20 protein-coding genes are annotated in these 25,304 nt (G+C 47.9%); 2 read left to right on the top strand and 18 right to left on the bottom strand.

The genetic code is table 11. The annotated features are described in order from the left end of the window. Positions 1-44: 44 nt before the first annotated feature. Entirely contained in the window at positions 45-6,728 is a 6,684-nt protein-coding gene (locus QZ998_RS10570) for a non-ribosomal peptide synthetase (RefSeq protein ID WP_296560417.1), read from the top strand. 129 nt (positions 6,729-6,857) lie between these two features. Here QZ998_RS10570 and QZ998_RS10565 read toward each other — a convergent pair whose 3' ends face one another. The 14 genes from QZ998_RS10565 to QZ998_RS10500 all read right to left on the bottom strand — a co-directional run bounded on the left by QZ998_RS10565 (position 6,858) and on the right by QZ998_RS10500 (position 20,361). After that, on the bottom strand, positions 6,858-8,585 hold the full coding sequence (locus QZ998_RS10565) for an HD domain-containing phosphohydrolase (protein ID WP_296560415.1): 1,728 nt from the start codon (positions 8,583-8,585) through the stop codon (positions 6,858-6,860). 54 nt (positions 8,586-8,639) lie between these two features. Further along, positions 8,640-9,320, bottom strand: a complete 681-nt coding sequence (locus tag QZ998_RS10560; RefSeq protein WP_296560414.1) for a zinc ribbon domain-containing protein — start codon at positions 9,318-9,320, stop codon at positions 8,640-8,642. A gap of 13 nt (positions 9,321-9,333) precedes the next feature. Next, the gene (locus tag QZ998_RS10555) at positions 9,334-10,005 is read right to left on the bottom strand and encodes a hypothetical protein (protein WP_296560412.1); all 672 of its coding nucleotides are present in this window, start codon (positions 10,003-10,005) and stop codon (positions 9,334-9,336) included. A 36-nt stretch (positions 10,006-10,041) separates the two neighbouring features. Beyond that, entirely contained in the window at positions 10,042-10,218 is a 177-nt protein-coding gene (locus QZ998_RS10550) for a hypothetical protein (protein ID WP_296560410.1), read from the bottom strand. Further along, complete coding sequence (locus QZ998_RS10545) at positions 10,187-11,638, bottom strand: glycosyltransferase family 4 protein (protein ID WP_296560408.1); 1,452 nt, start codon at positions 11,636-11,638, stop codon at positions 10,187-10,189. Before QZ998_RS10545 ends, QZ998_RS10550 begins: the two co-directional genes overlap by 32 nt. A 59-nt stretch (positions 11,639-11,697) precedes the next feature. Continuing rightward, on the bottom strand, positions 11,698-13,668 hold the full coding sequence (locus QZ998_RS10540; RefSeq protein ID WP_296560406.1) for an EAL domain-containing protein: 1,971 nt from the start codon (positions 13,666-13,668) through the stop codon (positions 11,698-11,700). Between the two features lie 241 nt (positions 13,669-13,909). Continuing rightward, positions 13,910-14,935, bottom strand: coding sequence for an ABC transporter ATP-binding protein (locus QZ998_RS10535; protein ID WP_296560405.1), 1,026 nt, complete (start codon positions 14,933-14,935; stop codon positions 13,910-13,912). Between the two features lie 9 nt (positions 14,936-14,944). Continuing rightward, positions 14,945-15,745, bottom strand: coding sequence for an ABC transporter permease subunit (locus QZ998_RS10530; RefSeq protein WP_296560403.1), 801 nt, complete (start codon positions 15,743-15,745; stop codon positions 14,945-14,947). Beyond that, the gene (locus QZ998_RS10525) at positions 15,742-16,641 is read right to left on the bottom strand and encodes an ABC transporter permease subunit (protein WP_296560402.1); all 900 of its coding nucleotides are present in this window, start codon (positions 16,639-16,641) and stop codon (positions 15,742-15,744) included. The genes QZ998_RS10530 and QZ998_RS10525 overlap by 4 nt, the downstream gene beginning before the upstream one ends. After that, positions 16,631-17,755, bottom strand: a complete 1,125-nt coding sequence (locus QZ998_RS10520; protein ID WP_296560400.1) for an FAD-dependent oxidoreductase — start codon at positions 17,753-17,755, stop codon at positions 16,631-16,633. The genes QZ998_RS10525 and QZ998_RS10520 overlap by 11 nt, the downstream gene beginning before the upstream one ends. A gap of 24 nt (positions 17,756-17,779) precedes the next feature. Continuing rightward, positions 17,780-18,412: an ABC transporter substrate-binding protein gene (locus QZ998_RS10515; protein WP_296560398.1), complete on the bottom strand. Its 633-nt coding sequence runs from the start codon at positions 18,410-18,412 to the stop codon at positions 17,780-17,782. After that, the gene (locus QZ998_RS10510; protein WP_296560396.1) at positions 18,358-19,044 is read right to left on the bottom strand and encodes an extracellular solute-binding protein; all 687 of its coding nucleotides are present in this window, start codon (positions 19,042-19,044) and stop codon (positions 18,358-18,360) included. The genes QZ998_RS10515 and QZ998_RS10510 overlap by 55 nt, the downstream gene beginning before the upstream one ends. Then, a complete protein-coding gene (locus QZ998_RS10505) occupies positions 19,044-19,778 on the bottom strand; it encodes a TVP38/TMEM64 family protein (protein WP_296560393.1) in 735 nt (244 codons plus the stop codon). The genes QZ998_RS10510 and QZ998_RS10505 overlap by 1 nt, the downstream gene beginning before the upstream one ends. Beyond that, positions 19,765-20,361: a CDP-alcohol phosphatidyltransferase family protein gene (locus tag QZ998_RS10500; protein ID WP_296560392.1), complete on the bottom strand. Its 597-nt coding sequence runs from the start codon at positions 20,359-20,361 to the stop codon at positions 19,765-19,767. Before QZ998_RS10500 ends, QZ998_RS10505 begins: the two co-directional genes overlap by 14 nt. A gap of 215 nt (positions 20,362-20,576) precedes the next feature. On the opposite strand from QZ998_RS10500, the gene QZ998_RS10495 reads away from it, so the two are divergent. After that, a complete protein-coding gene (locus QZ998_RS10495) occupies positions 20,577-21,995 on the top strand; it encodes an FAD-dependent oxidoreductase (protein ID WP_296560390.1) in 1,419 nt (472 codons plus the stop codon). A gap of 171 nt (positions 21,996-22,166) precedes the next feature. Here QZ998_RS10495 and QZ998_RS10490 read toward each other — a convergent pair whose 3' ends face one another. The 4 genes from QZ998_RS10490 to QZ998_RS10475 form a co-directional block, all read right to left on the bottom strand. Beyond that, complete coding sequence (locus QZ998_RS10490; RefSeq protein WP_296560388.1) at positions 22,167-22,622, bottom strand: DUF1499 domain-containing protein; 456 nt, start codon at positions 22,620-22,622, stop codon at positions 22,167-22,169. Positions 22,623-22,730: 108 nt separating this feature from the next. After that, on the bottom strand, positions 22,731-23,633 hold the full coding sequence (locus QZ998_RS10485; RefSeq protein ID WP_296560387.1) for a nucleotidyl transferase AbiEii/AbiGii toxin family protein: 903 nt from the start codon (positions 23,631-23,633) through the stop codon (positions 22,731-22,733). Next, a complete protein-coding gene (locus QZ998_RS10480; RefSeq protein WP_296560386.1) occupies positions 23,630-24,217 on the bottom strand; it encodes a type IV toxin-antitoxin system AbiEi family antitoxin in 588 nt (195 codons plus the stop codon). The genes QZ998_RS10485 and QZ998_RS10480 overlap by 4 nt, the downstream gene beginning before the upstream one ends. A 126-nt stretch (positions 24,218-24,343) precedes the next feature. Next, on the bottom strand, positions 24,344-25,036 hold the full coding sequence (locus QZ998_RS10475; RefSeq protein ID WP_296560384.1) for a molybdopterin-dependent oxidoreductase: 693 nt from the start codon (positions 25,034-25,036) through the stop codon (positions 24,344-24,346). Between the last annotated feature and the right edge of the window lie 268 nt (positions 25,037-25,304).

The raw sequence follows: 25,304 nt of genomic DNA, 5'->3' as shown, positions 1-25,304 counted from the left end.
ATCCCCTAACTCAAAATTATTCACTCTGGAAGGATCAATGACACATGAAAAATTTCAACAACAACCAAGCCGATGCTACGATCAGCCAAAGCCTTTCATACTTTTCCGGCATTTTGGCCGGCCTGGAAACCGATTCAAACCCGATTTATGATTTTCCCCAAAAGATCAGTCAGCAGGCCGCTCCCAATCAGTCGATTAGCAGCGATTTTTCGCGAATCTTTACCCCCACTGCCTTAACCGCTTTGCTTGCTACTAGTAAGGTAAGCGCCAAGGTGTTTTTTTTAGCGGCATTTTCTTATAGCCTGGCTAAGTTTAGCGGCCAGGATGAAAGTCTTTTTTGCATTTCACCGGTTGATAACCGCGACAGAATGCTGCCACTATATCTTAAAATCAATGAAGACCAGCGCGTTTTTGAATATCTCGATGGTGTTCAGACCATTTATCAGGAAACCATCCGCCAGACTGCCTGCTCCTTTGAAAAACTGGCTGCGGAGCTCGATCTCAAAGCCGATCTGCGCTTTGTTTTTGAAGCGCCCTCAGCAGCACCGCCGGATCTGGGTCATGCCCATCTGGCGGTCGTTATTTCAGCCAAAGGCGACAGCTATGAAATGCGCCTGCACTACCGTGGTGACTTATATCAGGAAGCTACCATCCGCAGCTTTGCTGATCTTTTTGAAAATACCATCCGCGGTTTTCTAAGTCAAAGCAAGTTATCTGAGATAAGCCTGATTTCAGCTGCCGACCAACTGCGCTGTGACGCCTTCAATCGTACCGCTGTTGCTTACGACACCAGCCTGACAATGGTTTCGATGCTGCGCAAACAAGCAAAGAAAACACCAGATCAGGTCACGCTGGTCTATCAGGATATCCGATTGACCTATGGGCAACTCGATACCGTCACCGACCGGCTGGCCAAGCACATTAAGAGCTTTGGCATCGGCCGGGAGGATATTGTCCCGATTCTGGTCGCCAAAAGCGAGTTTATGACGATTGCCGCGATTGCCGTGCTTAAAGCCGGAGCCGCCTATCAACCGCTCGATCCATCCTATCCGATCGACCGCCTGGGCTTTATGATCAAGGATACCAGCGCCCGACTGCTGATTGCTGATCAGGCGATGCTGGTGCTGGTGCCTGATTATCGCGGTCAGGTGATCCTGACCCAGGAAATCAATAGCCTGCCGGATTCTGAGTTAGGGCTTGAAGACCCGCGCCCTGAAGATCTGATGATCATGCTCTACACCTCCGGCTCGACCGGAGTACCCAAGGGGGTGATGCTCGAACACCGCAACCTGGTCTGTTTCTGCCACTGGTACAACCGCTACTATGAGCTGGATGAGAGCGCCCGGGTGGCGGCCTACGCCAGTTTTGGTTTTGATGCCAATATGATGGACACCTATCCGGTGCTGACCGTCGGCGGAACCCTGCATATCATCGCCGATGAGATCCGCCTTGATTTGTTGCGTCTTAATGACTATTTTGAAGCCCATGGCATCAGTCACGCTTTTATGACCACTCAGGTGGGTCGTCAGTTTGCTGATACGATCAGCAATAATTCTCTCAAACACTTGTCTGTCGGGGGTGAAAAGCTGGCGACGATTCACCCGCCCCGCTACCATTTTCATAACATTTATGGTCCCACTGAAACCAGTATCAATGTCACTATTTTTTTAGTCGATCGCGACTATGATAATATCCCCATCGGTAAGGCTTTGGACAATGTCAAGCTCTATATCCTCGACCGCTATAAGCGGCAGCTGCCGATTGGTGTCCCCGGCGAGCTGTGTATTGCCGGGATGCACGTGGCCAGGGGTTATTTAAATCGCCCAGAAGCTACCGACGCTGTCTTTGGTGCCAACCCCTTTGATGATTCGGAGCCTTACGACCGAATCTATTATTCTGGTGATATTGTCCGCTATCTGCCCGATGGCAATATTGAATTTGTCGGCCGTCGCGATGCCCAGGTCAAAATTCGCGGTTTCCGGGTCGAGCTGACTGAAATTGAAGCGGTGATCCGCCAGTTCCCGGGCATTAAAGACACCACCGTCGTCGCCTATGATGATCCCAGCGGCGTTAAATACATTGTCGCCTATGTGGTGGCTGCAGCGCCGGTCGACATTGCCGCCCTCAACGCCTTTATTGAGGCTGAAAAACCCCCCTATATGGTGCCGGCGGTAACCATGCAACTGGAGGCGATCCCGCTGAACCAGAACCTGAAGGTCAATAAGAAAGCCCTGCCCCAGCCGGTAAAGCAACAGACTGACTTGACTCTGCCGCAAAACCCGACCCAGCAGCAAATCTTTGACTGCGTCGCTAAAATTCTCGGTCATGACCAGTTCGGTATCAACACCGACCTCCATGAAGCCGGCCTGACTTCGATTGGCACTGTCACCCTGAACGTACGGTTGGCGCAGCTGTTTGGGGTGGTCGTCAAGAGCCGGGATCTAAAGGCCCATCACACCGTCGCCCAGCTCGAAACCTTCCTGACCGCCGCCACAGCCGCCGACCCGGCCACCGCCGCGACCAAAAAGAACGCCTACCCGCTGACCCAAACCCAGATGGGGCTGTTTGTCGAATCGATGGCCAAACCGAACGAACTGCTTTACCATATTCCCTTTTTGTTTAAGCTCCATCCGGATGTCGATCTGGGGCGGCTTAAACATGCGATCGAAGCGACTATTGCTGCCCATCCCTATATTAAAACCCGCTTCTATATGGACGATGCCGGCGAAATTATGCAGCGGCGCCGCGATAACGATCCCTTTACGCTGCGGATTAAAGACTATCTGGAGATCGAAAAACTGATCACTCCCTTTAAGCTGGTTGAAGGCCGGTTATTTAATGCTGCCCTATATCAAACCATAACCGGCAACTATTTCTTTATCGATATCCATCACAGCATCTGTGACGGTAGCTCGCTAGTGATTCTAATTGAAGATATTAACCGTGCCTATGCCGGCGAAGCGCTGAGCCCGGAAAGCTACAGTGGTTTTGAAGCCGCCCGGGACGAACAGCAAAGCCGCGCCGGGGCCGATTATCAGCGCGCCAAGGCCTATTACGGGGCGCTTTTGGACGGCTGCGAGACCAACTTCTTACTCGCACCAGACAAAAACGAGGCCGTCAAAAGCCTCGGTCAAGTAAACCTGGTGCCGGCTAGTCTTGATGTTGCCGCGGTGACCAACTATTGCGACGCCCATAAGATTACCGCCAATGCCTTTTTTGTCGGCCTCTTCGGCTATCTTTTAGGCCGCTACAACCATAGCGATCACAGCGTCTTTACGACCATCTACAACGGCCGCAGTGATTCCCGGACGGCCCGCTCGATCGGGATGTACGTCAAAACTTTGCCAGTTTACTGTCGGCTTGAGACTTCGGCAACGGCGCTCTTTACGGCCACCAAAAACCAGCTACTCGATAGCATGGATCATGATAGCTATTCCTTTGCCGAAATCAGCCGCGCCTTTGGTATCAGCGCCGAGGTGATGTTTGTTTATCAGGGTGATAATTTTGAGTTTAACAGCCTTGCCGGTCTGCCGACCCAAGCCCAGGAAGTCATCAGCGAAGGGATCATCGCGGCGATTTTGGTGGAAGTGTCAATCCATCAAGGCCGCTACCATTTCCGCGCCAGCTTCGAGAGCAATCTTTATGAAGATAGCTCCATCAACGCCCTGCTTGAGAATCTCGCCCTGGCCGCCCAACAGGCTCTGGTTACCGACGATTTGGATCAAATTAAACTGCTCTTTGATGAGCAGCGCGAGATGGTCGATGATCCCCGCTTCTACGGCCGCACCTTTATCGATCTGTTTGTTGCCGCCGCTGCCCAATACCCCGATCACCCCGCCGTCCAGGATCGTAAGGGTAGCATCACTTATGCCCAGCTCGATGCCGCCTCGGATGCCCTGGCCGTCCAGCTGCTGGCCGCCGGAGTTAAGAAAGAAGACTTTGTCGGAGTCCTGTCCGGCCGAACCCGGGAGTTTATCATCGGCGTTATTGCCGCCATGAAGGCCGGCGCTGCCTATGTGCCACTAGACCCCGAATATCCCGAAGACCGGCTCCAATACATGATGGCCGATTCGGCTGCTGATATTCTGCTTTATGTCGATGAATACCAACAGCTAAGCCGGTTTTTTACCAACCAGACCATCAACCTCGACACCGTCACCGCCAGCGGCTTTCCCCTGCCGGATAAAAGCTGGGCGGCCGACAAAGCAAAGGGCGAAGACCTGGCCTATATGATCTATACCTCCGGCTCGACCGGAAAACCCAAGGGCGTGATGATCAGCCACAGTAATCTGAGTAACTTAATTTACAATGAAAGCCTGGCCCGTAAGCTCAATGAAAACACCAAGTGTGCCCAGTATTCCAGCTTTTGTTTTGATGCCTCGGTGCTGGGAATTTTCCCGACCCTGGCTAATGGTGCTTGCCTCTACCTGTTTTCCGAAGACGTCCGCAAGGATGCCATTCAAGTCTGCGAAATTTTAAAAGGAGAGGCCATCAACGTGGTCCTGATCCCGACCCAGATGGGCGAGATCATCATCGACAATCTGACCGACGGCGGTAGCCTGACCCATTTCATCGTTGGCGGCGAAAAACTAAAACATTACTACGACCGTCCCTATACCGTCGTCAATGCCTATGGCCCGACCGAAAGCACGGTGGTCTCGACGATTTTTAACGTTGATCGCGAATACCACAATATCCCGATTGGCAAATCGCTGATCAATGTCTTTTCCTATATCGTTGATGAACAAATGAATCAGGTGCCGGTGGGGATGCCGGGAGAGCTTTGCCATGCTGGCCGCCAGATTAGCCGGGGCTATCATAATCTGCCTGACAAAACCGCCGCCGCCTTTGTCAATAATCCTTTTACCAACGGTGCCGAAGACCGAGTGCTCTACCGCACCGGCGATATGGTGCGCCGCCGCGGTGACGGCCTGATTGAGTACATTGGTCGGATTGATTCACAGGTTAAAATACGCGGCTACCGGATTGAACTGAGTGAAATTGAAGGCGCCATGATCGCCCATCCCGGGATCAAAGAAACCGCGGTGACTGTTTTAGAGCAGGCCGGTAATCAATATATTGTCGCTTACTACACCCGACCCGAGGGCCAAATCGACCCCAAGGTCTGGCATCATCTGCTCTTGTCGCAGCTGCCCGAGTATATGATCCCCAGCTTTTATGTCCATCTGGCGGCAATGCCAGTGACCCCCGGCGGCAAGGTCGATAAAAAAGCCCTGCCCCAGCCCGAAACCGGAATCAAAATTGCCGACTATCTGGCTCCCGAAACAGCGCTGGAAAAACAGCTGGTCGAAATTTTTAGTGCCACCCTGGGGCTTGAGACCGTCTCGGTACTGGATGATTTCTTTGCCATCGGCGGCACCTCGATTTCGGCTACCAAGGTGGCCATGAAGTGCCTGAGCCAGCAGATTCCGCTGGCCTACGCGGATATCTTTGAGTATAAAACGGTTCAGAAACTGGCCGCCTTTATTGAAAAGGATCAGGCCAAAGCAATTGACCCGACCGATCTAATTGTCAACTTTGACTACCCGAGCCTGACCTCGGTGCTGGCCAAAAACGATGTTAGCAATTTGGCCAGCCTGGCCACCAGCCCGCTGGGCGATATCATCTTAACTGGCGCGACCGGCTTTCTGGGTACCCATGTCCTTAAGGAGTTTATCGATCATTATGAGGGCAAGGTGACCTGCTTTATCCGCAAGGGCAAGGCGCGGTCGCTGGAACAGCGCATTAAAACAATGCTGGTCTACTATTTTGACCGTGATTATGAGGAGCTTTTTGGCAAGCGGATTTTCTGTGTTGAGGGTGATATCACCAAGCCTGACAGCCTGACCGCGCTTGAAAGCAGTGGGGCTGACACCGTCATTAATTGTGCCGCCTGCGTCAAGCATTTTGTGGCTGATGATACCCTCGAAAAAATCAATGTTCGGGGGGTTGAAAACCTGATTGCTTTGTGCCAAAAAACCGCCATGCAACTGATCCAGGTATCGACCGTCAGCATTGCCGGTGAAGGTAAAAACGGCTGCCCACCAGCCGATAAACGGATTAAAGAAAACGAGCTCTACTTTGGCCAGAGCCTTGAGAACGCCTATGTTCATTCCAAGTTTCTGGCCGAACGGGCAGTTTTGGCTGCCGTCGCCAAGGGCGACCTGGTCGCTAAAATTATGCGGGTGGGCAATCTGATGAGTCGTAACAGCGATGGCGAATTCCAGATCAACTTTCTCCATAATGGCTTTATGCGCGGCTTGAAGGGTTATAAGATTCTCGGCAAATTTCCCCTTAGTGGCTTAAGCCAGCCGGTCGAGTTTTCACCGATTGACCTGACCGCCCAGGCTATTTTAAAACTGTCCGAAACCAACCCGGAGTTGACGGTCTTTCATCCCTACAATAACCATACGGTGTTCATGGCCGATGTCCTAAAAGAAATGATCGCCTACGGCTTTGACATCGAAATCGTCAGCGATCGTGATTTTGACGCGGCTTTGCAAGCTGGCATGGCTGACCCCGAGGTGGCGCCGGCAATTTCTGGGCTGATTGTCTATCTGACGAGCGATACCGTTAATAACATCTACCCGATTGATCCGACTAACTTGTTTAGTTCGGAAGTATTGTATCGGATTGGCCACAGCTGGCCGATTACCAACGAGACCTATATGCATAAATCGATAAAAGCCCTCGATGGGCTGGGGTTCTTTGATATTGACGAGAATTAAAAAAAGCAGGTCGCGCTGTTTAGCGCGTGCCTGCAATAATAAAGTTGATTAGAAATAGCCGGTCACCCGGCTTTTTTCTTTGCCTAAAACGGACTGGAGTCTGGCCAAACTTCAGGATTTTTGATGCACCTAATTCCCGACCAGGCTTACAAAAAGCGCCGCGATAGCCGGGTCAAACTGGCTGCCAGAACCCTGGAGGATCGCCGCGATCGCCGCCGCTTTTGTCAGTGCCGGCTGGTAGGGGCGGTCGGTCAACATTGCATCATAGGCCTCGGCAATCGCGATAATCCGGGCACTCAGGGGGATTTTTCGGCCTGCTAAATGCTTGGGATAACCACTACCATCCCACCACTCGTGATGACCCTGAATCGCCAGCGCAATTTCGGCCATGTCTGCCGAGGTGTTGACAATATGATAGCCAATTTCGGGATGACGTTTGATCGCCACCCACTGATCGTTTGTTAAGGCCGTCTTTTCTTTGAGAACCCTCGCTGCAAGGGTAACCTTGCCGATGTCGTGAAGCAAGGCCGCCCAATGCAGGGTCTCCATTTCCGGTTCAGTAAGATCCATTGCCTGGCCAATTTGCTGGGCATAACGACGGACATTCTCGCTATGACTTTTTTCAATTTCGCATTTTTCGTAGAGCGACGCCATAATGATGCGAATGGTATCCTCGCGAACCTGCGGTTTCATCTGCAGTTTGTGCTTGTACATATAGTTTTCGGCATTTTTAAAGACTGCCTGGATATCTTCGGAGAGATTTCTTTTGGTGTCCCAACCAAAGGCGATTGACAGCATCCCCTGATCAACCGGCGCCAGGGCGACCGACTGGTTCATTCGCGTGACAATTTTTTCGGTAGTCGCCTCATCGGTATTAGGCAGCATCAGGACAAATTCATCGCCACCCCAGCGGGCGATGACATCGTTTGGTCGACAGAATTTCTTTAGCGTTTTGCCGGCCGCATAAATCACTTCATCGCCAGCCAGGTGGCCAAAAGAATCATTAATCATTTTGAGATTGTTGATATCGCCCATAATAATCGATAGCGGGAAATGTCGGCGACCGTCGATCCGTTTAAGTTCTTTCTCAAAATAACGACGGTTATAAAGGCCGGTCAGATGGTCGTGGTAACTCAGGTATTCAATTTGTTCGTTCTGCGCCCGCTGTGCGGTAATATCCCGAAAAATCAACACCACCCCGGTGGTAATGCCCTCAGCGTCCTTTACTGGCGTGGCGCTGTCTTCAATATTGAAGCGGTTGCCTTGGCGATCAGTGATCACCGCATGTTTGGTAGAGACGGTCGGCAAATCGGTTTTTAAGACCGCATCAACTGGATTGGGCACCTGATATTCGGGGTTTTCATGGGACAGTTTAAAGACCTGCGCAAAGCTTTCGCCGCGAGCCTCATCACTCGACCAGCCAGTCAGTTCTTCGGCGACGCGATTCAGCATTGTCACCCGCTGGTCCAGATCCACGACGATAATGCCATCGCCGACGCTTTTCATCACCTGATCGAGATTTTTATGGCTGCATTCCAGCTGATTGATCAGAAGATAGATCCCCGAGGCGACAAACAGCAAAATGCTGGCGCGTAGCAGCGGCGGCATTAAAAAGGCACCATTGCTGAGATAGTCCATCACGATATGGAATAGTCCCAGAAATATCGCCAGCTGGATCACATAACGCTTGTACCACAAACCCACCATCACAATCACGACATAAAAGAGATGGGTATAAACCACATCAATGCCCTTAAAGTAATTAAAATAAACCGCGACAAAAATCGTCGCCAGCAAGCACAGGCCGACGATGGTGATGCGAATCTGATGATTGACTGCTACCTGAATTCTTTCCATTGCTAACTCCTCATTTCGTTGATGTCATTTTAGATCGGTTACTTCGATGCTGGCTTAATCCGGCTGAATCGGGCTACCGCAGTGGGGACAGAAATTTCCATCAAGAGCCAGGGTTTCACCGCAGTTATGACAGAATTTCGGACGATCATTTGGCACCGTGAAGGCCTGAGATTTTGGCGATTCCTGGGATGCTGGTGTTTCGCGGACTCCGATCAGGGTGGTTTCTGCTAAAATTTCGGGTTCAATAAAGCGCTCCGTCTCTAATTCTAGGGCGACCATCTCGGTCAGCGGCAGTTGCGGATCACCCCAGTCATCATCGTCCCGCCAGCACAGCCAGGCCGCCGCGTCGTAATCGGCTGCCCGAACGATCGGGTGCTGTTGTCGCATCGTTTTGATATATTCCCGAACCGCCTCGCGATTGTCCGGATCAAAACACAGATTGATCGTGTCCTGGCGATTTCCCGAGATGGTCAGGCAACTCTCCCCGGCTGCTTGGATGCGGGTGATCTTGTGCCAGAGAATCGCATTGCGATCGAGCGGCGCGGCGCGGTAGTCGGTTCCGGGAACGGCTGCATAGCCAACGCGAAAACCGGTCAGGGCGGTAAACTTGGCTTTCTTGGGCATCCGTTTTTCACGCTTGACAAAAATGCCCAGCTCATTGAGTACATATTCCGAAACGATCACCGGGCTTGCACCCACCGGGCTAGTTGGTCGTGACCAAGTCATTATTTTCATGAGATCTTCTCCTTTATTTTTTATTGAGAAATTTAAAGATATCCTCCAGCAGATCCTCCACAGTCTGAAGAACCTTCTCTTCATCCTGATCTGTTATTACGGCAAACAGTTTTTCGATGTCGACATCACCATAGTTATCTTTTAACCGTTTATTTAAATAGGCGTTCATAAAACCATCAACGACACTGCGAAGTATTTTTATATTTTTTTCGAGGGTTTTAATCAGATTGGCGGTTTCGCCATGATTAATCAAAAAATCCAGCTGCATAATATTCATCATGTAGGGTGAACTGTGAAAAGTCAACCATTCTCTAACCTGTTGGTTGAATCCTTGCTGATCTTCAATTGTTTTCGAAAGCTTGTCTTGGGTCAAATCTTTGAAATCGATGTTATCCAGCAACAATAATTTAAAATCAATGGTCAGCTTTCTGGCATTGTTCCAAATTTCAGCAATCAGCCGTCTTCGCTCAGTGGCATAACCTACCACCGCAACGATAAAACTGACCAGCGAACCAGTAAAAATACCAAATAGAAAGGCATTGTAGTTATCCATATTATCAAGGATATGGTCTTTCATTGGACCGTTTAAGATATTTGGAACCACATCATCAATGGCGAAAATAGCAATGGCTGATAATAGCGTCAGGATTAGGGTCACAATGGTACTGTACTTAAATGTTTTCATCGCTTCCTCCACTTATTCGAATCTCTTGATTTTAGTCTATCTTTCAATCAAAGGATTGATGTAGTTTTTAACCACCGACTCCCAGGAGTAGTTGTCAACACTGATCTTTCTGGCCCGTTCCCGAATCTGCTGTCTTTCCTGGCTGTTCATCGCCTGATAATCGCTTAGCAAAACAGAAATATTACTGGCCAGATTTAAGTACCAGTTGATCATCTAAGGCCAGTTGCTTCAAGCTGTGTCGGTCAAAAACATCATCAAATTCGTCGATATAACGTTTAATGACCTCGGAGAAGCCACTGTGATCGGTTTGTACCGGAATAATCCCCGATGATAGGGCTTCGGCGGCGACCAGACCGAAGGCTTCGGGAAAGATTGAGGTTGCCACGGTAATATCGGCACAGGCGATCAGGCATTTTAGTTGATTATGGCCTAAAAAACCGGTCAGGACAAAGGCTGCTGCAATTTTATCTTTGGCCTCGGCAAAATAAGCGCTGGCAAAATCCGGATCATCCAGTTTTTTGAGTAAGGCTGTAAAGAACCGGGCTGAACTCGGGTCGATTTCGCCATCAGCGGTTTCCGGGTGGCTAATCAGCTCGATAAAGGCAGCTTGATCAGCGTGGTCCAAGGCCGTAATCATCGCTTCGAAATAGGATCGGGATGACCCAAACCCGACCAGCAAAAAGCGCAGCTGATGGTGATCCATCATAATCAGCGGCGCGGCTGCAATGATCAGCTGGATACCCTTTGTCCATAAATATTTGCCATAATATAAAACGATTTGTTCATTGCCAAAGTCAATTTTTTCAAGCTTAGCAATAATATCGGGATCGGTTTTCCAGAGCCCGTCATCGAGATTCGGCTTACTGCCCAACTGCTGGGCTGCTAGTTTCAGTTCACTCACAAGGCTGTCAATGACCGCTTGTTTTTGACTGCTGTCCGTGAGGGTGATAAACTTTTGCAGATCCACGCCGCCTGGGATGGCGATTGATTTTTCTTTGATCTCAAGATCATTGTCAAAAAATTCGAGAAACTCATTTTCTGAAAAATGACTGACAAAGGCAATCCGGTCGGCGTTGGCAATCGCTTCGCGGGCGTAATCCTGAAGCAGGCCACTGTTTCTGACCGAGAAATTCAAACAGCTGCCATGAACCGTCATGACATGATGACATTGACCCAGACCCAAGTGACTTCGGGCGACATAAACCGGCTGCATAATCGTGTGGTTGGTCCAAACCATATCGGTTTGCCTGCTGATCAGCGCCGTATCGATCGCTCGCCGGTTATTCTCAAGATAGGACTCAATTTCTGCTTTGCTGCAGTTGGTATAAGTTTTGACCTGATAGCCCTGATAGTCATCATAAACATAAACCGGTAAAAAACCGTTCAGGTTAGGCCGATACAGGTGGCACTTGCCCGGATAAGCGGTCTCGTTCTGGTAAACGATCCAACTTTGACTGTTTTGGTCATTAAAATCGAATGCTTTTTCGATAAAGTCAAATTGATCAGGATCATTTTCCTGACAGAAAAGATTCACCTGATGACCCATTTTACATAATTCCCGACAGCTATTCTCCACAAATAGGTTGCTGCCGGTTCCCTTTAAAAAGTAGCCGTGTACCATAACAATCTGCATCATATCTCCTCGCTTGCTGGCTTTAGTTACCATATAGTTAGTCTTTTATAATTAAGATGCTAGCTGGTTTTTAACTGGTCATCCAATAATTTTTTCAACGCAGTTGCCGATAGCGGTTTATGATAATAGTATCCCTGTACTTCATCACATATTCGCTGATTTAAGAATTCATACTGTTTTTTTGTTTGAACCCCTTCAGCGGTTACCAAACAACCCATACCTCGTGCTAAAACAATGATTGCTTTGGTAAATGCCTTCTCGGTATCATTATTGATATCCCCATTGATATTTAGCATCGGAATTTTAATGCGATCAATCGGCAACTTCTTTAAATAATTCAATGAAGCATATTCAGACCCAAAATCATCAATTGTCATATGCACGCCAATCTTTTTCAGGGTGTCCAGGATCTGAGGCATTTTTTCTTTTTCCAGCATCGCTGTTTTTTCGGTAATTTCCAGTTCAAGGCAATCCTCAGATAAACCGGTTTCGCCAAGAATCGACTCAATCCGTTCGGCTATTTTAGGGTGTAGCAATTCGCGAGCGGATAAGTTAACGCTGACTCGCAGGTCTTTTGAGCCCAAATCCTGGAAATTTTTTACCTGGTGACAGGCGGTATAAAGAACCCATTCACCGATCTCATTGATTAGGCTTGTCTGCTCGGCAATCTTCATAAATTGATCAGCTAACAGCAAGCCCCTGTTTTTGTGGTGCCACCGGATTAAAGCCTCGATCCCAACAATTTTACCACTTGATACATTTATCTGGGGCTGATAAAACATCTCAAATTCTTGGTTATTTAAAGCTTCATATAATTCGTGGGTAGTTTCCATGGTTTCATGAATATGTTTTTTCATGGCTTCAGAAAACCGGACATACTGGTTCTTACCTTTTTCCTTGGCTTTATACATGGCTATATCGGCATGTTTTATCAGCGTTTCGCCATCATCACCATCAGTTGGGCAAATAGCCAAACCCAGACTCGTTGTAATATAACATTTCTGTCCACCTAAATTAAAGGGCTGTTTAAAACAGTCAAGAATTTGATCTGCGACCGTATCCATGGCTTGACCCTCGCCCAAACTTTGGATCAGAATAATGAATTCATCCCCTCCAATCCGAGCCACTAAATCATTTTCCCGCATACTATTTTTTAGACGGCGGGCTACTATTTTTAGCAATTCATCACCAGCATCATGGCCCATGGTATCATTAATCAATTTAAAATCATCCAGATCCATGAAAAAAACACCCAGGAAACGGTCTCGACATTTACACTGCTGGATAATTGTATTTAAGTTTGTCATTAGGTAATAGCGGTTAGGCAAACCGGTCAAGATATCATGGTAGGCAATGTCTATGGCTTGCTCTTCGGATTTTTTTATTGCATCATTTAACAACTCGATCTCGGTGTTTTTTTCAGTCACTTCGCGGTACTTTTTCTCCACTGAAAAGTAGCGGTTAACATTGATCTGATGAACAGAGGCAAGAATTATACTTAACACGAGGAATAAAACAAACTGAACGACATAGTAGATTAAATCCAGATCTAGAAATTGATTTTCAAAAGTATGATATATCGAATAGAAAAACGCGATGATGGTTGCCAATTCCAATACGATCAGCATCGATTTTGAAATACGCACCAGTGCCAATGATAATTGGATAAATGCAATCGTCCAGACAGCCGGACCAATGACATCATAAAAACGAATAAAAATATAAATCAGTGTCAGACCGGATAGAATTGCGATAATCCAATTCATAATCTTAACGTTAATTTTTAATTTAACCGCAACGGAAAACAGGATCGCCAGCAAAATAAAGATAATGCTGTCAACCAATGACTGGCTGACACTGTACTGCTGAAGATTAAAACGAACCAGAAAATTCATGATGGCCGCAATAAACAAGAGACTTGAAGCATACATGCTAACCATGATATTTTCATAATAGCAGATCAATGCCTGATCCCCGGTTGATTCATTTATTTTATTTAGGACATCTGGGATAGTTTTTATCTTATTCATAGCACCCCATCAAACCGATTACTGCCAGGCCAATGATGCTGTCGACAATGATAATCTTACTTTTCACAATTGCGGCTCACCTTTATGCTGCGAAATGTTTGCTCTCTTTCAATTAATCTTTTGCTAATAACAATGACTTTATAATAACACAAATTTAACCTGAAATAAAGGAAAGTTGCCGTCAAGGATATGCATTTTTAAAATAATTAAATCTCCGCTACTAAAACCCGGCACTAGCCCTCTAGACCGCTAGGCGGACATAGTGGAGCCGGTGGCTGGGAAACTGTAAACCCAGCCAATCCCCGGCTTGAGCGGTAAGGTCCTTAAAGGTATCGACAAGCAGCTGGCCGTTTTGGTAAGCCAGAAACAGGCGGGTCTCTTTACCCTGGGTCTCAATCTTGACAATTTTAAAGCGATTGTCTGCCGAGGGTGGCGCGATGTCGACCTGGTGGGGCCTTAAAAACAAGTGGGCTGGCCCCGGTGCTTGACCGTGGGCGTTAAAGCTCCCCAGGGCAGAGCGGAAGCAACCTTGCTCAATCTGGCCGGGAATCCAATTACCGGCTCCCATTAAGGCTCCAATTTGGCGACTGCCAGGCTGATAGTAAACCGTTTTGGCTGGGCCGCTCTGAAGGATTTTACCATCGGCCATTAAGGCGATCTGGTCGGACAAAATCAGGCTTTCGTTGAGATCATGGGTGACAAAGACAATCGTCAGCCCCAGCTGCTGCTGCAGACGCTTCAACAAGGCGCCCATTTCCTGTCGCAGTAATGGGTCCAGGTTGGAAAAGGGCTCATCCATCAAAATCAGCGGCGGCTCTGTGGCCAAGGCGCGGGCAATCGCAACCCGTTGCTGCTGACCACCAGAAATTTCAAAGGGACGGCGGTCTTTGAGGTCTTCGATTTTTAACAAGGTCAATAACTGGTCAACCCGGTTTTCAATCCTTGCGGGCTTAACATTTCGGATCATCAGGCCAAAGCCAATGTTGTCTTTAACCGTTAAATGGGGAAACAAGAGCGGCTCCTGAAAAACATAGGCTATCCCCCGTTCTTCCGGCTTGAGCCGGCTAATCTCGCAGCCATCTAAATAGAGCTGGCCATGATCGGCCGGAATCAGCCCGCTGATGATTTTTAAAATCGTCGTTTTGCCAGAGCCCGATGCTCCTAATATCGAAAAAAGCGATCCTTCCGCGACTTCAAAATTAATATCCCGCAACAGCGCGTTATGATCATAGCTTTTACATAGGCCGGTAACCTTTAATTTCGTCACATTTCACCTCTATTCATATAAGTATGGCCGTCCTTTGACTTTTTTTCGGATCACCACATCAGCACCGATAAAGACCGCCAGATTGACTCCTAAAAAGACCAGGCTGATGGCCGCCCCGTTACCGTAATCACTGTTGCTGAGAAAGGGAAACATCACCATCGAGAGGGTAATAATCCGGCCGCCGCCGACTAAAAAAACCGAAAAATATTCTGAAAAAGACAGCACAAAACAAATCGACAGCGATAACAAAATGCCCGGCAGCAGCAGCGGCGCCATGACTTTTAAGAACAGTTTTTTATTTGAGCAACCCAGGGTCCGGGCCAGATCTTCGATATCCCGGGGAATCCCCGCGAAAAAAGCCATGCTGATGGTTGTCGCATAGGGGATCGAAATAATCATCTGGGCAAGGATCACCCCCAGATAGGTATTGATCAGAGCTAGCTGAATCATCATCAGATGAACCCCAATAAACAAGGCGATACTGGGGATAAATAGCGGCAGCGACAGCAATAAGAGGAGCAGCTTCTGACCCCTGAAGCGGTAGCGGGTCAGGGCCCGGCCGGTCATCAAGCCGACGATCGTGGCGCCGATGGCAGTGGCGGTGGCAATTACCAGGCTGTTTATTAAGCCAGTCCAAAACAAGCGGTTTTGGGTTAACAGCTGCTGCCAGTTGGCGAGACTAAAAGCGGTCGGCACTACTTGCAGATACTTGTAATAGGAAAAAAAGGATAAGAGCATAATCAGCAGCAGTGGTATTAGCAGCAGCCCGATCAATAGCCCAATCAGGGCTCCTGGTAAAATTTTTTTCATCTGCTCTTCCCCTTCAAAAGCCGATTTAGCAGCAGCCCATAGATGCAAACGCTGATCAGACCAACCAGCAAAAGCGTCAGGCTCATGGCCATGGCCGTTGGGATGGTGTCAATCTGGGGACTTATGTATAAACTATAGAGTCGGGATGACAGGCTGACGACTTTTACATTGCCCAATAAATAGGGCACTTCAAAAGAGCCCAAATTGTAAGCAAAAATAATCGCTGAACTCCAGACAATCGCATTGGACGACAGCGGCAGAATTATTTTTTTTAGAATCATAAAATTGCTCAAACCCAGGGTTTTGGCCACCTGACTGTAGGTGTCGCTGATATTGGCCATCACCGTCACGGCAAACAAGCCAATAAAAGGCGTTCCTTTGGCCACAAAGGTCAGGATAATGCCCCCGCCCCAGGGATCATAAAGAAGATTGGGGAAATGGTCCAGACCGCCAATCAGGCCGGCCTGATAAGCAATTCGGGAGACCAATCCGGCTTTTGACAGCATCAGCATGACTAAAAAAACCACCAATAAATAGGGCAGGACGACGCCGACCTGGAGTATTTTCCGGGTCAATTTTTTAATGCTGTCCTTTTTAGAAAAGACCATTTTATAGGCGATTAACAGGCCCAGGAGGGTTGACAGACTGGCCGAAACAAAAGCCAAATAAAGCGAATAACCCAGACTTGCTAAAAATGTTGGATCGCCCAGAATTTTCAGGTAATGGCTTAAGCTGACTTCCTGCAAGCCCAGGGCCGGGATAAAGCCGCTGCTTTCAATGATCAGCTGCAGGAGGCCGCCGCCGATCAAAAGACTGTAAATCAGGATCACCGGCACCAGTAAAAAAAGCGGTGCTGTGGGCTTGTTTGAGGGCAGCCCGGAACCCTTAGTCATCATCCCCGTCCTCGTTGGCGGCTTGATACGTCTTCATGAAACGGCTATCGATGGCGTCCTTTAAGCGCCAGACCAGCCTGCCCTTGAGCACCAGACCGCCATAAGATAAGAGTCCACAGCGATCACCCTGGTTGATAATGGCCAGGTATGATTTTTGCGGCTGATAGCTTACTAAGGGCTTACCGGCCAGGCTGTTGCAAAGATTCTCCCATAAGAAGGGGGCTTCCCTGATCGCATAAACCCCGACCTTCTTGACATAATCGTAATCTTTAAAGGCAATGCAATCGCCGGCACCAAAGATGTGGGGATGATCGACTGCCTGTAAGGTTGGTTCTACCAGCAGATAACCTCCTTGATCGACTGGCAAGCCGGACTCCCGGTAGAAGCGGCTGGCGGTTGCCCCGGCGGCCCAGATGATCAGGTCATAGGGCACCAGCCTTGCGGATTCGAGCAGAAGGGCTTTGTCAGTAATCTCTGTCACCCGTTGCTTGGTCAGTAATGTGACCTCGGCATCCGCCAGTCTTTTTTGACAGGCCTGCTTGACACCGGGCAGATAGCCGGACATGATTTCTGAACCCGCTTCGATGATGGTGATGGTAAAGGACTGGCCCTTTTGGGTCGCCAGGGAACGGATCGCTAAGGCTATTTCGACGCCGGCCGCGCCGGCCCCGGTAATCACGATGTTCAGCGGCCGATCGGCAGCTTCTAAGGCTTTCTTTAGGCCGATTAAATTGCCTAAGGGTTTGATCATGTGGGCAAATTCCTGGGCGCCCGGAATATTTTTTCCGGCCAGTTCTGAGCCGGTGTCCAGCGACAGGATATCAAAAGCGACCCGTAAGCCGGCGGCGGTTTCCAGGCTGTTAGCGCTTGGGTCGATGGCCGTAACGGTATCTTCAATAAAGCTAATCCCGCTGTGGGCGCATAGTCGCGGTAAATCAAAGGAAAAGTCCGCCTCGGTATAAAGGCCTTCGAGATAGGCCGATGCCATTCCCGAATAATACTGTTTTTTATTGGTCGAAATCAAAATCACCGCAACATCGGTTATTGGTGCTTTGGCCAACTGCTTGATGACGTGAACATGGGCATGTCCGCCACCCACTAAAACAAGTGTTTTCATTGCTTTTAACCCTCCGATTGATTTTTACTGGCCGGCGATCTGCTCAACCCAGAGATTTTTGATCCACTCCAGATAGACAGCCTTCATTTCCGGTCGCCGTTTGGCGGTCAGTTCTTGCAGACTCAGGGCGCCCGATTCCGCTTCGACCGCCCTTAAGGACGCCTGCTGGGGCGGACTGAGCTGATCGACCGCCACCGCCGGCATATCCCCCCAGACAGCCGGCTTCATTTTTTCGATTTGGGCTTCCGGACTTTGCAGAAAATCGATCACCAGCAAGGCGCCGGCCGGATTGGGGGCATTAAAGGGAATCCCCAGATAATGGGCATTGCCAATGGTGCCGCTATCAAAAACATAACTCTTGACAGTCTCCGGATAAACCTGTGCGGCCACTAAACCGGCAGTCTTACCGACTTCAAAGCCAATCGTCATGTCGACCTCGCCATTTTTAAAGAGGGCATCCAATTGTTCCTGGCTGGCCGGAAATGATTGCCCCTGATTCCAGAGATAGGGGTTTAAGGCTTTGAAATAGGCGACCACCGGTTGGGCCAACTCCTCAAATTCGGCGGCACTGAGATCACCCTGAAAGATGTCCGACTGGCCGGTTAATTCATAAAAAGCGTTTCGGACAAAGGCACTGCCGACAAAATCATCGGGCAAGCGGGGGTAGGTAAACTTGCCGGGATTGGCTTTAGCCAAGCCAGCAGTTCGGCATAGGTTCTAGGCGGGTTGGGCACCACCGCCGCATCATAACTAATGACCAACTGAGCCCGCCCCCAGATCGCTTCATATCCGTCGATGGGGATGCCCGCATCGTAATTTAAATCGGCGGCGCTCAAATCGTAATAGCGGTTTAGATTGGGTAACAAGGGCGTTATCGGCCCCGCCAGCAAACCCGCCGCCTTAGCGGTGGCAAAGTTTTCGGCATTGATCCAGACCAAATCGGCGCTGCCTGCCTCGAGCTTGCTTTTTTTCTCGTTGAGCAGCTTGGTGATATAATCAGGGGCATTCATGGGCACCCTTTTTAAGGAAATCCCATAGGCTTCTTTGACATGGTCGGCAACATACTGATCGATGTACTGATTGACACTTTCATTTCCGCCCCACATTAAAATGGTGACTGGCTGATCTTGACCAGCGCTGCTGACCTCATCCCAGGACTTGAAATCAGCCACTGTTTTAGGCTGCTGGGCTGACTGACTACAGGCTCCCAATCCGAGGACGCCTATCACGATCAATAGGCTTACCGCCAGCCTATTGATTAAACGATTGCTGTTATGCTTCATATTCATCATTTTTTTCCTAACTGAAATTTTTTTATAAGTTTGGCACCGATCAAAGCCACGACAGTGGCAATCAGGACAAGCAGCGTAATCCCGACAGAATATCGGCTTAAGGCTAATATTTGATTACCCAAAAGGACATAGGCAATGGTTCCCGGGATCATCCCAAGGCCGGTAGCGATAAAGAAATGCAAGGCTTTGATATTACTTAAACCGGCGGCATAACTGATAAAGTCAAATGAAATAAAAGGCAGCAAGCGGGCCAGCAGCACCACTTTAGTCCCATATCGGCCGCTGATCTCATCAACTTTTTTGATCAATCCCCCACTTTTTTGAATTTTTCTGACGAATGCCAGTCCCAGATAACGGGCTAAATAAAAGGTTCCGGCAGCCCCCAGCATGGCGCCCAGCCAGGAGATCATAATCCCCCCAAAGACCCCAAAGATGACCCCGTTAGCGGCGGTGATCAGAAATGAGGGAATCGGTGCAATAAAAGCCTGCAAAATCATCAGCAGAATACTGATCACCGGCTCCCATAAACCAAAGGAAGCGATCAACGTAACCAGATCATCCAATGATCCCGCCGACAGCAGGCCGATCAGTCGGCTTAAATCATCACAATAATCGTAAGCGCCAGCGATGAGCACCAGCAGTAGTAATAGCAGCAAGATGTTTTTCACGGCTTTTTTTTGCGAGGTTGTCAAGCGGATCCGCTGGTCATCTTGATTTTTAAGAAAGGCCATCGGCAGCGCTCCTGATAATCCGCAAAAAACGGAGACCTCCGGTTAAAAAGATCAGGCCATTAAAAATCATTAAGATTAGGCCGGCAAAGGGTTGAAACAAGAGCATCAGCGTGAAGACAATAAAGGTTTCGGTTCTTTCGACGATGCCAATATCATAATGCATGCTTTTGGTGCTGTTATTTTTAATAAGTGCGCCCGCAACGATAAATGTGGTAAAATTAAATAAGACCGCCACAAAAAATAAGAGGTAGGCCAGCACATATTGGGGTAATAAAAAAAAGCAAGCCAAAATCACGGCCGACTCGACCATCCGATCAAAAATCAGATCCAGATAGGCGCCGAGCGGTGATGCGGTCGCCGTCAAACGGGCGACGCTGCCATCTAAAACATCCAACAAGCCAGACAGCCATAACAAGATCACGGCTGGCACAAGATGCCCCATGGCAATTGATAAGCTGGCTCCAAGCCCCACGCCAAAGGCCGCCAGTGAAATGGTGTTCGGGCTTAGCTTCAATTTAATTAAGCCCCGCGCCAGGCCATTAAAAAGCGGCTGAAAGACGCCTCGCAGTTTTGTATCGATCACAGTAGCCACCCCCCTCGTTTATGTATTACACCTATATGTGTTACTCATTTTTTTCTTATCAGAATCAACCTGCTGGCAGGATATTTGTGTGCCGGTGACTCCCCTTAAGAATAACAGAATAGTTGGTCTTTATCAATGATTATCATGATCCGCTCATGTTCGACAGGCATATTGTATGCCTGAACCCGATTTTATTAACGAAAGAGGTACTTACCATGAAAAAACAAGTTGATCTTGTTGTTATCGGCGCCGGCAGCGGCGGACTTGTTGTAGCGGCTGGTGCGGCCGCATTGGGCGCCCGGGTGGTGCTGGTCGAAAGCGAAAAAATGGGCGGCGATTGTCTCAATACCGGCTGTGTCCCCAGCAAAAGTTTTTTAAAAGGGGCTCATCTGGCCAAAGAGATTGCTAATGCCCAAAGCTTTGGGATTCATGCCACCATTGATGCGGTCAAGATTGATGAACTGATGAGCCGTGTTCAAGCGGTCATTGCCACCATTGCACCACATGATTCAGTCGAACGATTTGAAGCTTTAGGGGTTACCGTGGTGGTTGGCCAAGCGCAGCTGCAAGACCGCCACACGGTCGCGGTTAACGACCAGCTGATTACTTGCAAAGCGATCGTCATTGCCACTGGCTCGACGGCAGCCGTCCCGCCAATCAAAGGCTTAGACACCGTTGCTTACCTGACCAACCAGAATATCTTTAATCTGAAAACACGGCCAGACCATTTGATTGTATTAGGCGGCGGGCCGATCGGCCTGGAACTGGGACAGGGTTTTTGCCATCTTGGTTCCGCCGTCACGATCATCGATTTCAGCCCCGCCTTATTTACCAAAGATGATCAGGAGGTCGGGCCGCTGATGGAGAAAATCTTCCGCGCCGAAAAGATCAACCTCAAATTATCGACCAAAATCCTGGCCGTCTCAAAAAAAGCCGATGGGATTGCGGTGCTGATCGAAAAAGATGGCGTCAGCCAAGAAATCAATGGCGACCAACTGCTGGTTTCACTGGGGCGCGCGCCGGTTACCGCCGGTCTGGGTCTTGATCAGCTGGGTATTGCCGTTGATAAGCGTGGTTATATTATCACCAATAAGAAAATGCAAACCAACATTAAAAATATCTATGCCTGCGGTGATGTCACCGGCCCCTATCAGTTCACCCATATGGCCAGCTACCAGGCCGGCATTGTCATCAAAAACAGTCTTTTCCACTTAGGCGCCAAAGCCAACTACGCGGCGGTTCCCTGGACAACCTACACCAAACCCGAGGTTGCCCATGTCGGCTATACCGAAGCCATGGCTCGGGAAGCCAAGTGCTTTAAAAGCGCCATTCTGGTCCCGCTGGCGGACAATGATCGGGCCCAGGCTGAAAATGATACCCAGGGATTTTTAAAACTGATCGTCGGCAACCGCAATAAATTAATCGGCGCTACCTTAGTCGGTGACAAAGCCGGCGAAATCATGCCCCTTGCCAGCCTGGCGATTCAACAGAAACTTAGCCCCGGAACCTTTCTAAAGTTTATCTTTGCCTATCCAAGTCAAGCCGAAATCTTTCAGGCAGCATCACGACAGGCCCTGCGTTCTTCCTTTAAGCCGTGGCAGGCCAAGCTGATTAAAGCGCTTTTCTTTCGCTAGTCTAAGCGCCCCTTAAAAGCTAGCCTTGCGGTCACGCTACAACCTAAAAATAGTCCAATGTCGCTTTTAATCCCAGAGGGATTGCTGGCAAAATTGGGCTATTTTTATTTTGCAATAAAATTTTAAGCTGATGACACGATTGTCAGGGGCAGGACGGGCTTAAATTGATGCTTAATTATTTTGATAGGCGGCCGCAATGGCTTGATATCGGGCTCTGTTTAAGCCGCCGTCAGAATAGCCGGCCCGTGATACCGACCGATACTGGACGCGGTTGTTATCCTCATCAAAATAAATCTCAATATCATCGTGAAATTTAAGGGTCGCGGTGGTGGCAACGGCATAGATATAGTTGTCGGTTTCTGTTTTTATTTCGATGCCGCCATAGGCCGCGAGCGCCGCTTTCATGGCCGCTTTTGAGGCCGCTAATGTTTGCTTGAATGGCAGTGCTTTAATTAACTTGTCCGCTTGCACCGTTTCCGTCGAAACGGCGTTGGGTGTAGTGGGTATTTCACGAAGCTTGTTGTGCGCCACCCCCAATTCAATTTGCGGTTTCTGGTTTTTGACAACTAAAGTGCCCACCGCCAGGACAATCAATACTGCTGTAATTCCGGTAATAAATTTAATCATTAGAACGCTCCTTTTTTTGCTTAATTATAATCATTATAGCCGATCAGCCGGGTCAATTAACAGTGCGTGATCTGATGATAATGAGCTGACGCGGTTGATGCTTTTTTGTTACAACAACCGCCATATTTTCTTTTCCGAAATCCATACTCCCGCAAATTTTTCTTGTTTATTAATTGCGTTAATCACAGGTTCTAAGAATAGTTTCATACTTCCTAACAAATCACTAAATTCAATAATAACCATCGCTCTTTTCTTTTTAACAAAAGCATTCCATCGGTTTCGACGGGTCGTATCATCCGCGAAGCCATCTTCAAACGCAACAATATCGTCCAATCGTGTTCCTCTGTGAGAAAACGTCAGTTTGATGGCTTCACACAGTTCATTTGCATCAAAGTCAAAGTTACAAAGCAAAATAAAGATGTCATAAAAATCCTTAAGTCTACTATTGGCATAACCAAGTGAAACAATGGCTTCGAATTTTTCTGATACTGCCGTAGCTAATGAATAAGCATAAATCTTCGGGATTTCCATATCAAGTAGTACCGGAAAATCCATCAAAACCCGGTCAGGGTGAACCACATCACCAAAGCCAATATCAATAGAAATCGGAATTCTAGTTTTATCCAAATAGGCTAAAACCGATACGTTTATTCCGTGATATTCCTTAAATTCTGTAATTGATTGTATTCGAATCGTGCTTAAATCAAAATACATTGCATCATCCACTTGAAGGGAAAAAATGTTTTCAAAAACGGATGACATTTCACTAATATCATTGCTTATCGACTGAGCCAGCAAATCGATATCAGTGGTTGCCCGGGTAAAATCACCCTCAAAGAGTGCATATAAAAAGATGCCTCCCTTTAACGTGAAATGATAACAATATTCAGATACCGAAATCCGATAAATTGTTCTTTCCAAGCCGTATGCTGTCAAAACTTCCTGATACAACTGTCCACGACCCGATGCCTGATTTTTTAGTTTAGCCTTAATGGAATCAGCACTTATCAAATCAGCACCTCCAAATAGGTTTTTAAAATATCGTTACACTTTAGAAGCTCAGCATAGCGATATAATTTGTTGATGTTACGATCTTCTCTTTTTAAATACTTTGTCAATATCTCTTTCGTTTCTTCAATCCCGATCTTATTACGGTAGTAAATAATATCAACAACCGTTTTTTCGATGTCATAAATTTTAAATTTATGCTCCCCCGTCCTTAGCTCTAAAATTCCAGTTTCATAACGATCTCTTTCGAAATAATATAAACTGAGTGTTGGCCAGTCTGGTAAGGTCGTGATATTTTTTTTCTTTGGTACTGCAACATCTATTGAATCCGGCCAATAATTAGACAAACCGTAGTATACCGCGGCACTCATCAAGCAAATGACACCGGTTGGTGCATAAGCATAAACATAGACAAAATCTGAAACCTCGCCGCTGAATTCACAGTTTTCATAATTACTTTTATTTAGCTTTGTAAGCTTTCCTGCTTCAACAGCCTGATTAATCTTATAGTAGCTAAGTCCCATTTTTTTTAGTTCGTTTATATTAATAATTTTCTTCCCTGCTGGTATTTGCACTTCTTGTTTCATTTGCACACACCTCCATAGGTAAATTATACCCAAAACGCAGCAAGTTATCAATTTATTTTAAACCAAATGCGGCTATTTTAGATATCAGCCGCATTTGCTTTAAATTTATTAAGACCGCTCGTCGTTTTAATTCACGGTGGCGTCGTTGGGATAGCCGCGCTTTTCCCAGTAACCTTTATAGCCCTCATCACTGGACAGCTCAATTTGATCAACCCACCGGGCCCACTTATAGCCCAGTTTATCTTCGGCCACCACAATAAAGGGAAATCCCATTGACGCCGGCAATACCACGCCATTGGATGAATAGGCCAGTAACATATCCTTGTCTTTGATGGTTGTCAGCGGCATTGCGGTGGTATAGCCATCGACACAGTGAAAAATTACCGTGGTGGCCTCGTCTTTTATCCCGGCTTCGGCCAGCAGATCGGTGATCGGCACGCCTTCCCAGAGCACCGTGGCTTGCCAGCCTTCGACACAATAGAGGGTGATCAGGCGCTGCGCCGCTTCCTTGGCCAAGACCTCTTGGTAGCTCAAGCTGGTTGGCTTGTCAACCAGGCCGGTCAGCTGCAGCTGATAGCTGTTAAGGTCTACCGTTTGAATCCCGGAGATTGAATTATCGCGGGGGCCAATCGCCGGATCCAGGCGCACCCCCTGATATTCACGGATTTCCAGTTCTTGATAGCGGCTGGCCGTTGCCTGTGAAACTGCATCTTGCTGGCCATTATTATTCTTTTGTGAAAAAAAGTTCATCGTACTGACAAGGTAAACCGTCATCCCAATTGCGATAACCGTTACGACTAAAATAACTATGCGACGCATGACCAGCTCTCCTTTTATTCTTTATTTTAGATCCAATTTATCTAGACTGCTCGTTTCAAAATCTAGTATACCCCAAATTCCTGCCGCCTAACGCCTTGCCAGATTGGCGATTACTCTTTAGGTAACTTGCCGATTTTAATCCTATCTTTAGTGAACTGTGATAATCAATATTTTTGAAAATGATTGCATCATAGGGTAATTTAATGTTGCAATGTAGAAATAAAGATCTCAATTGTTGGAATCGTTTTTTTAAGCATATCAGAATCAT

It is taken from the genome of uncultured Acetobacterium sp. (assembly GCF_927416815.1).
Lineage (GTDB): Bacteria > Bacillota > Clostridia > Eubacteriales > Eubacteriaceae > Acetobacterium.
Note: the sequence above shows the minus strand (reverse complement) of the source record. Positions and strands in the feature narration are given on the sequence as shown.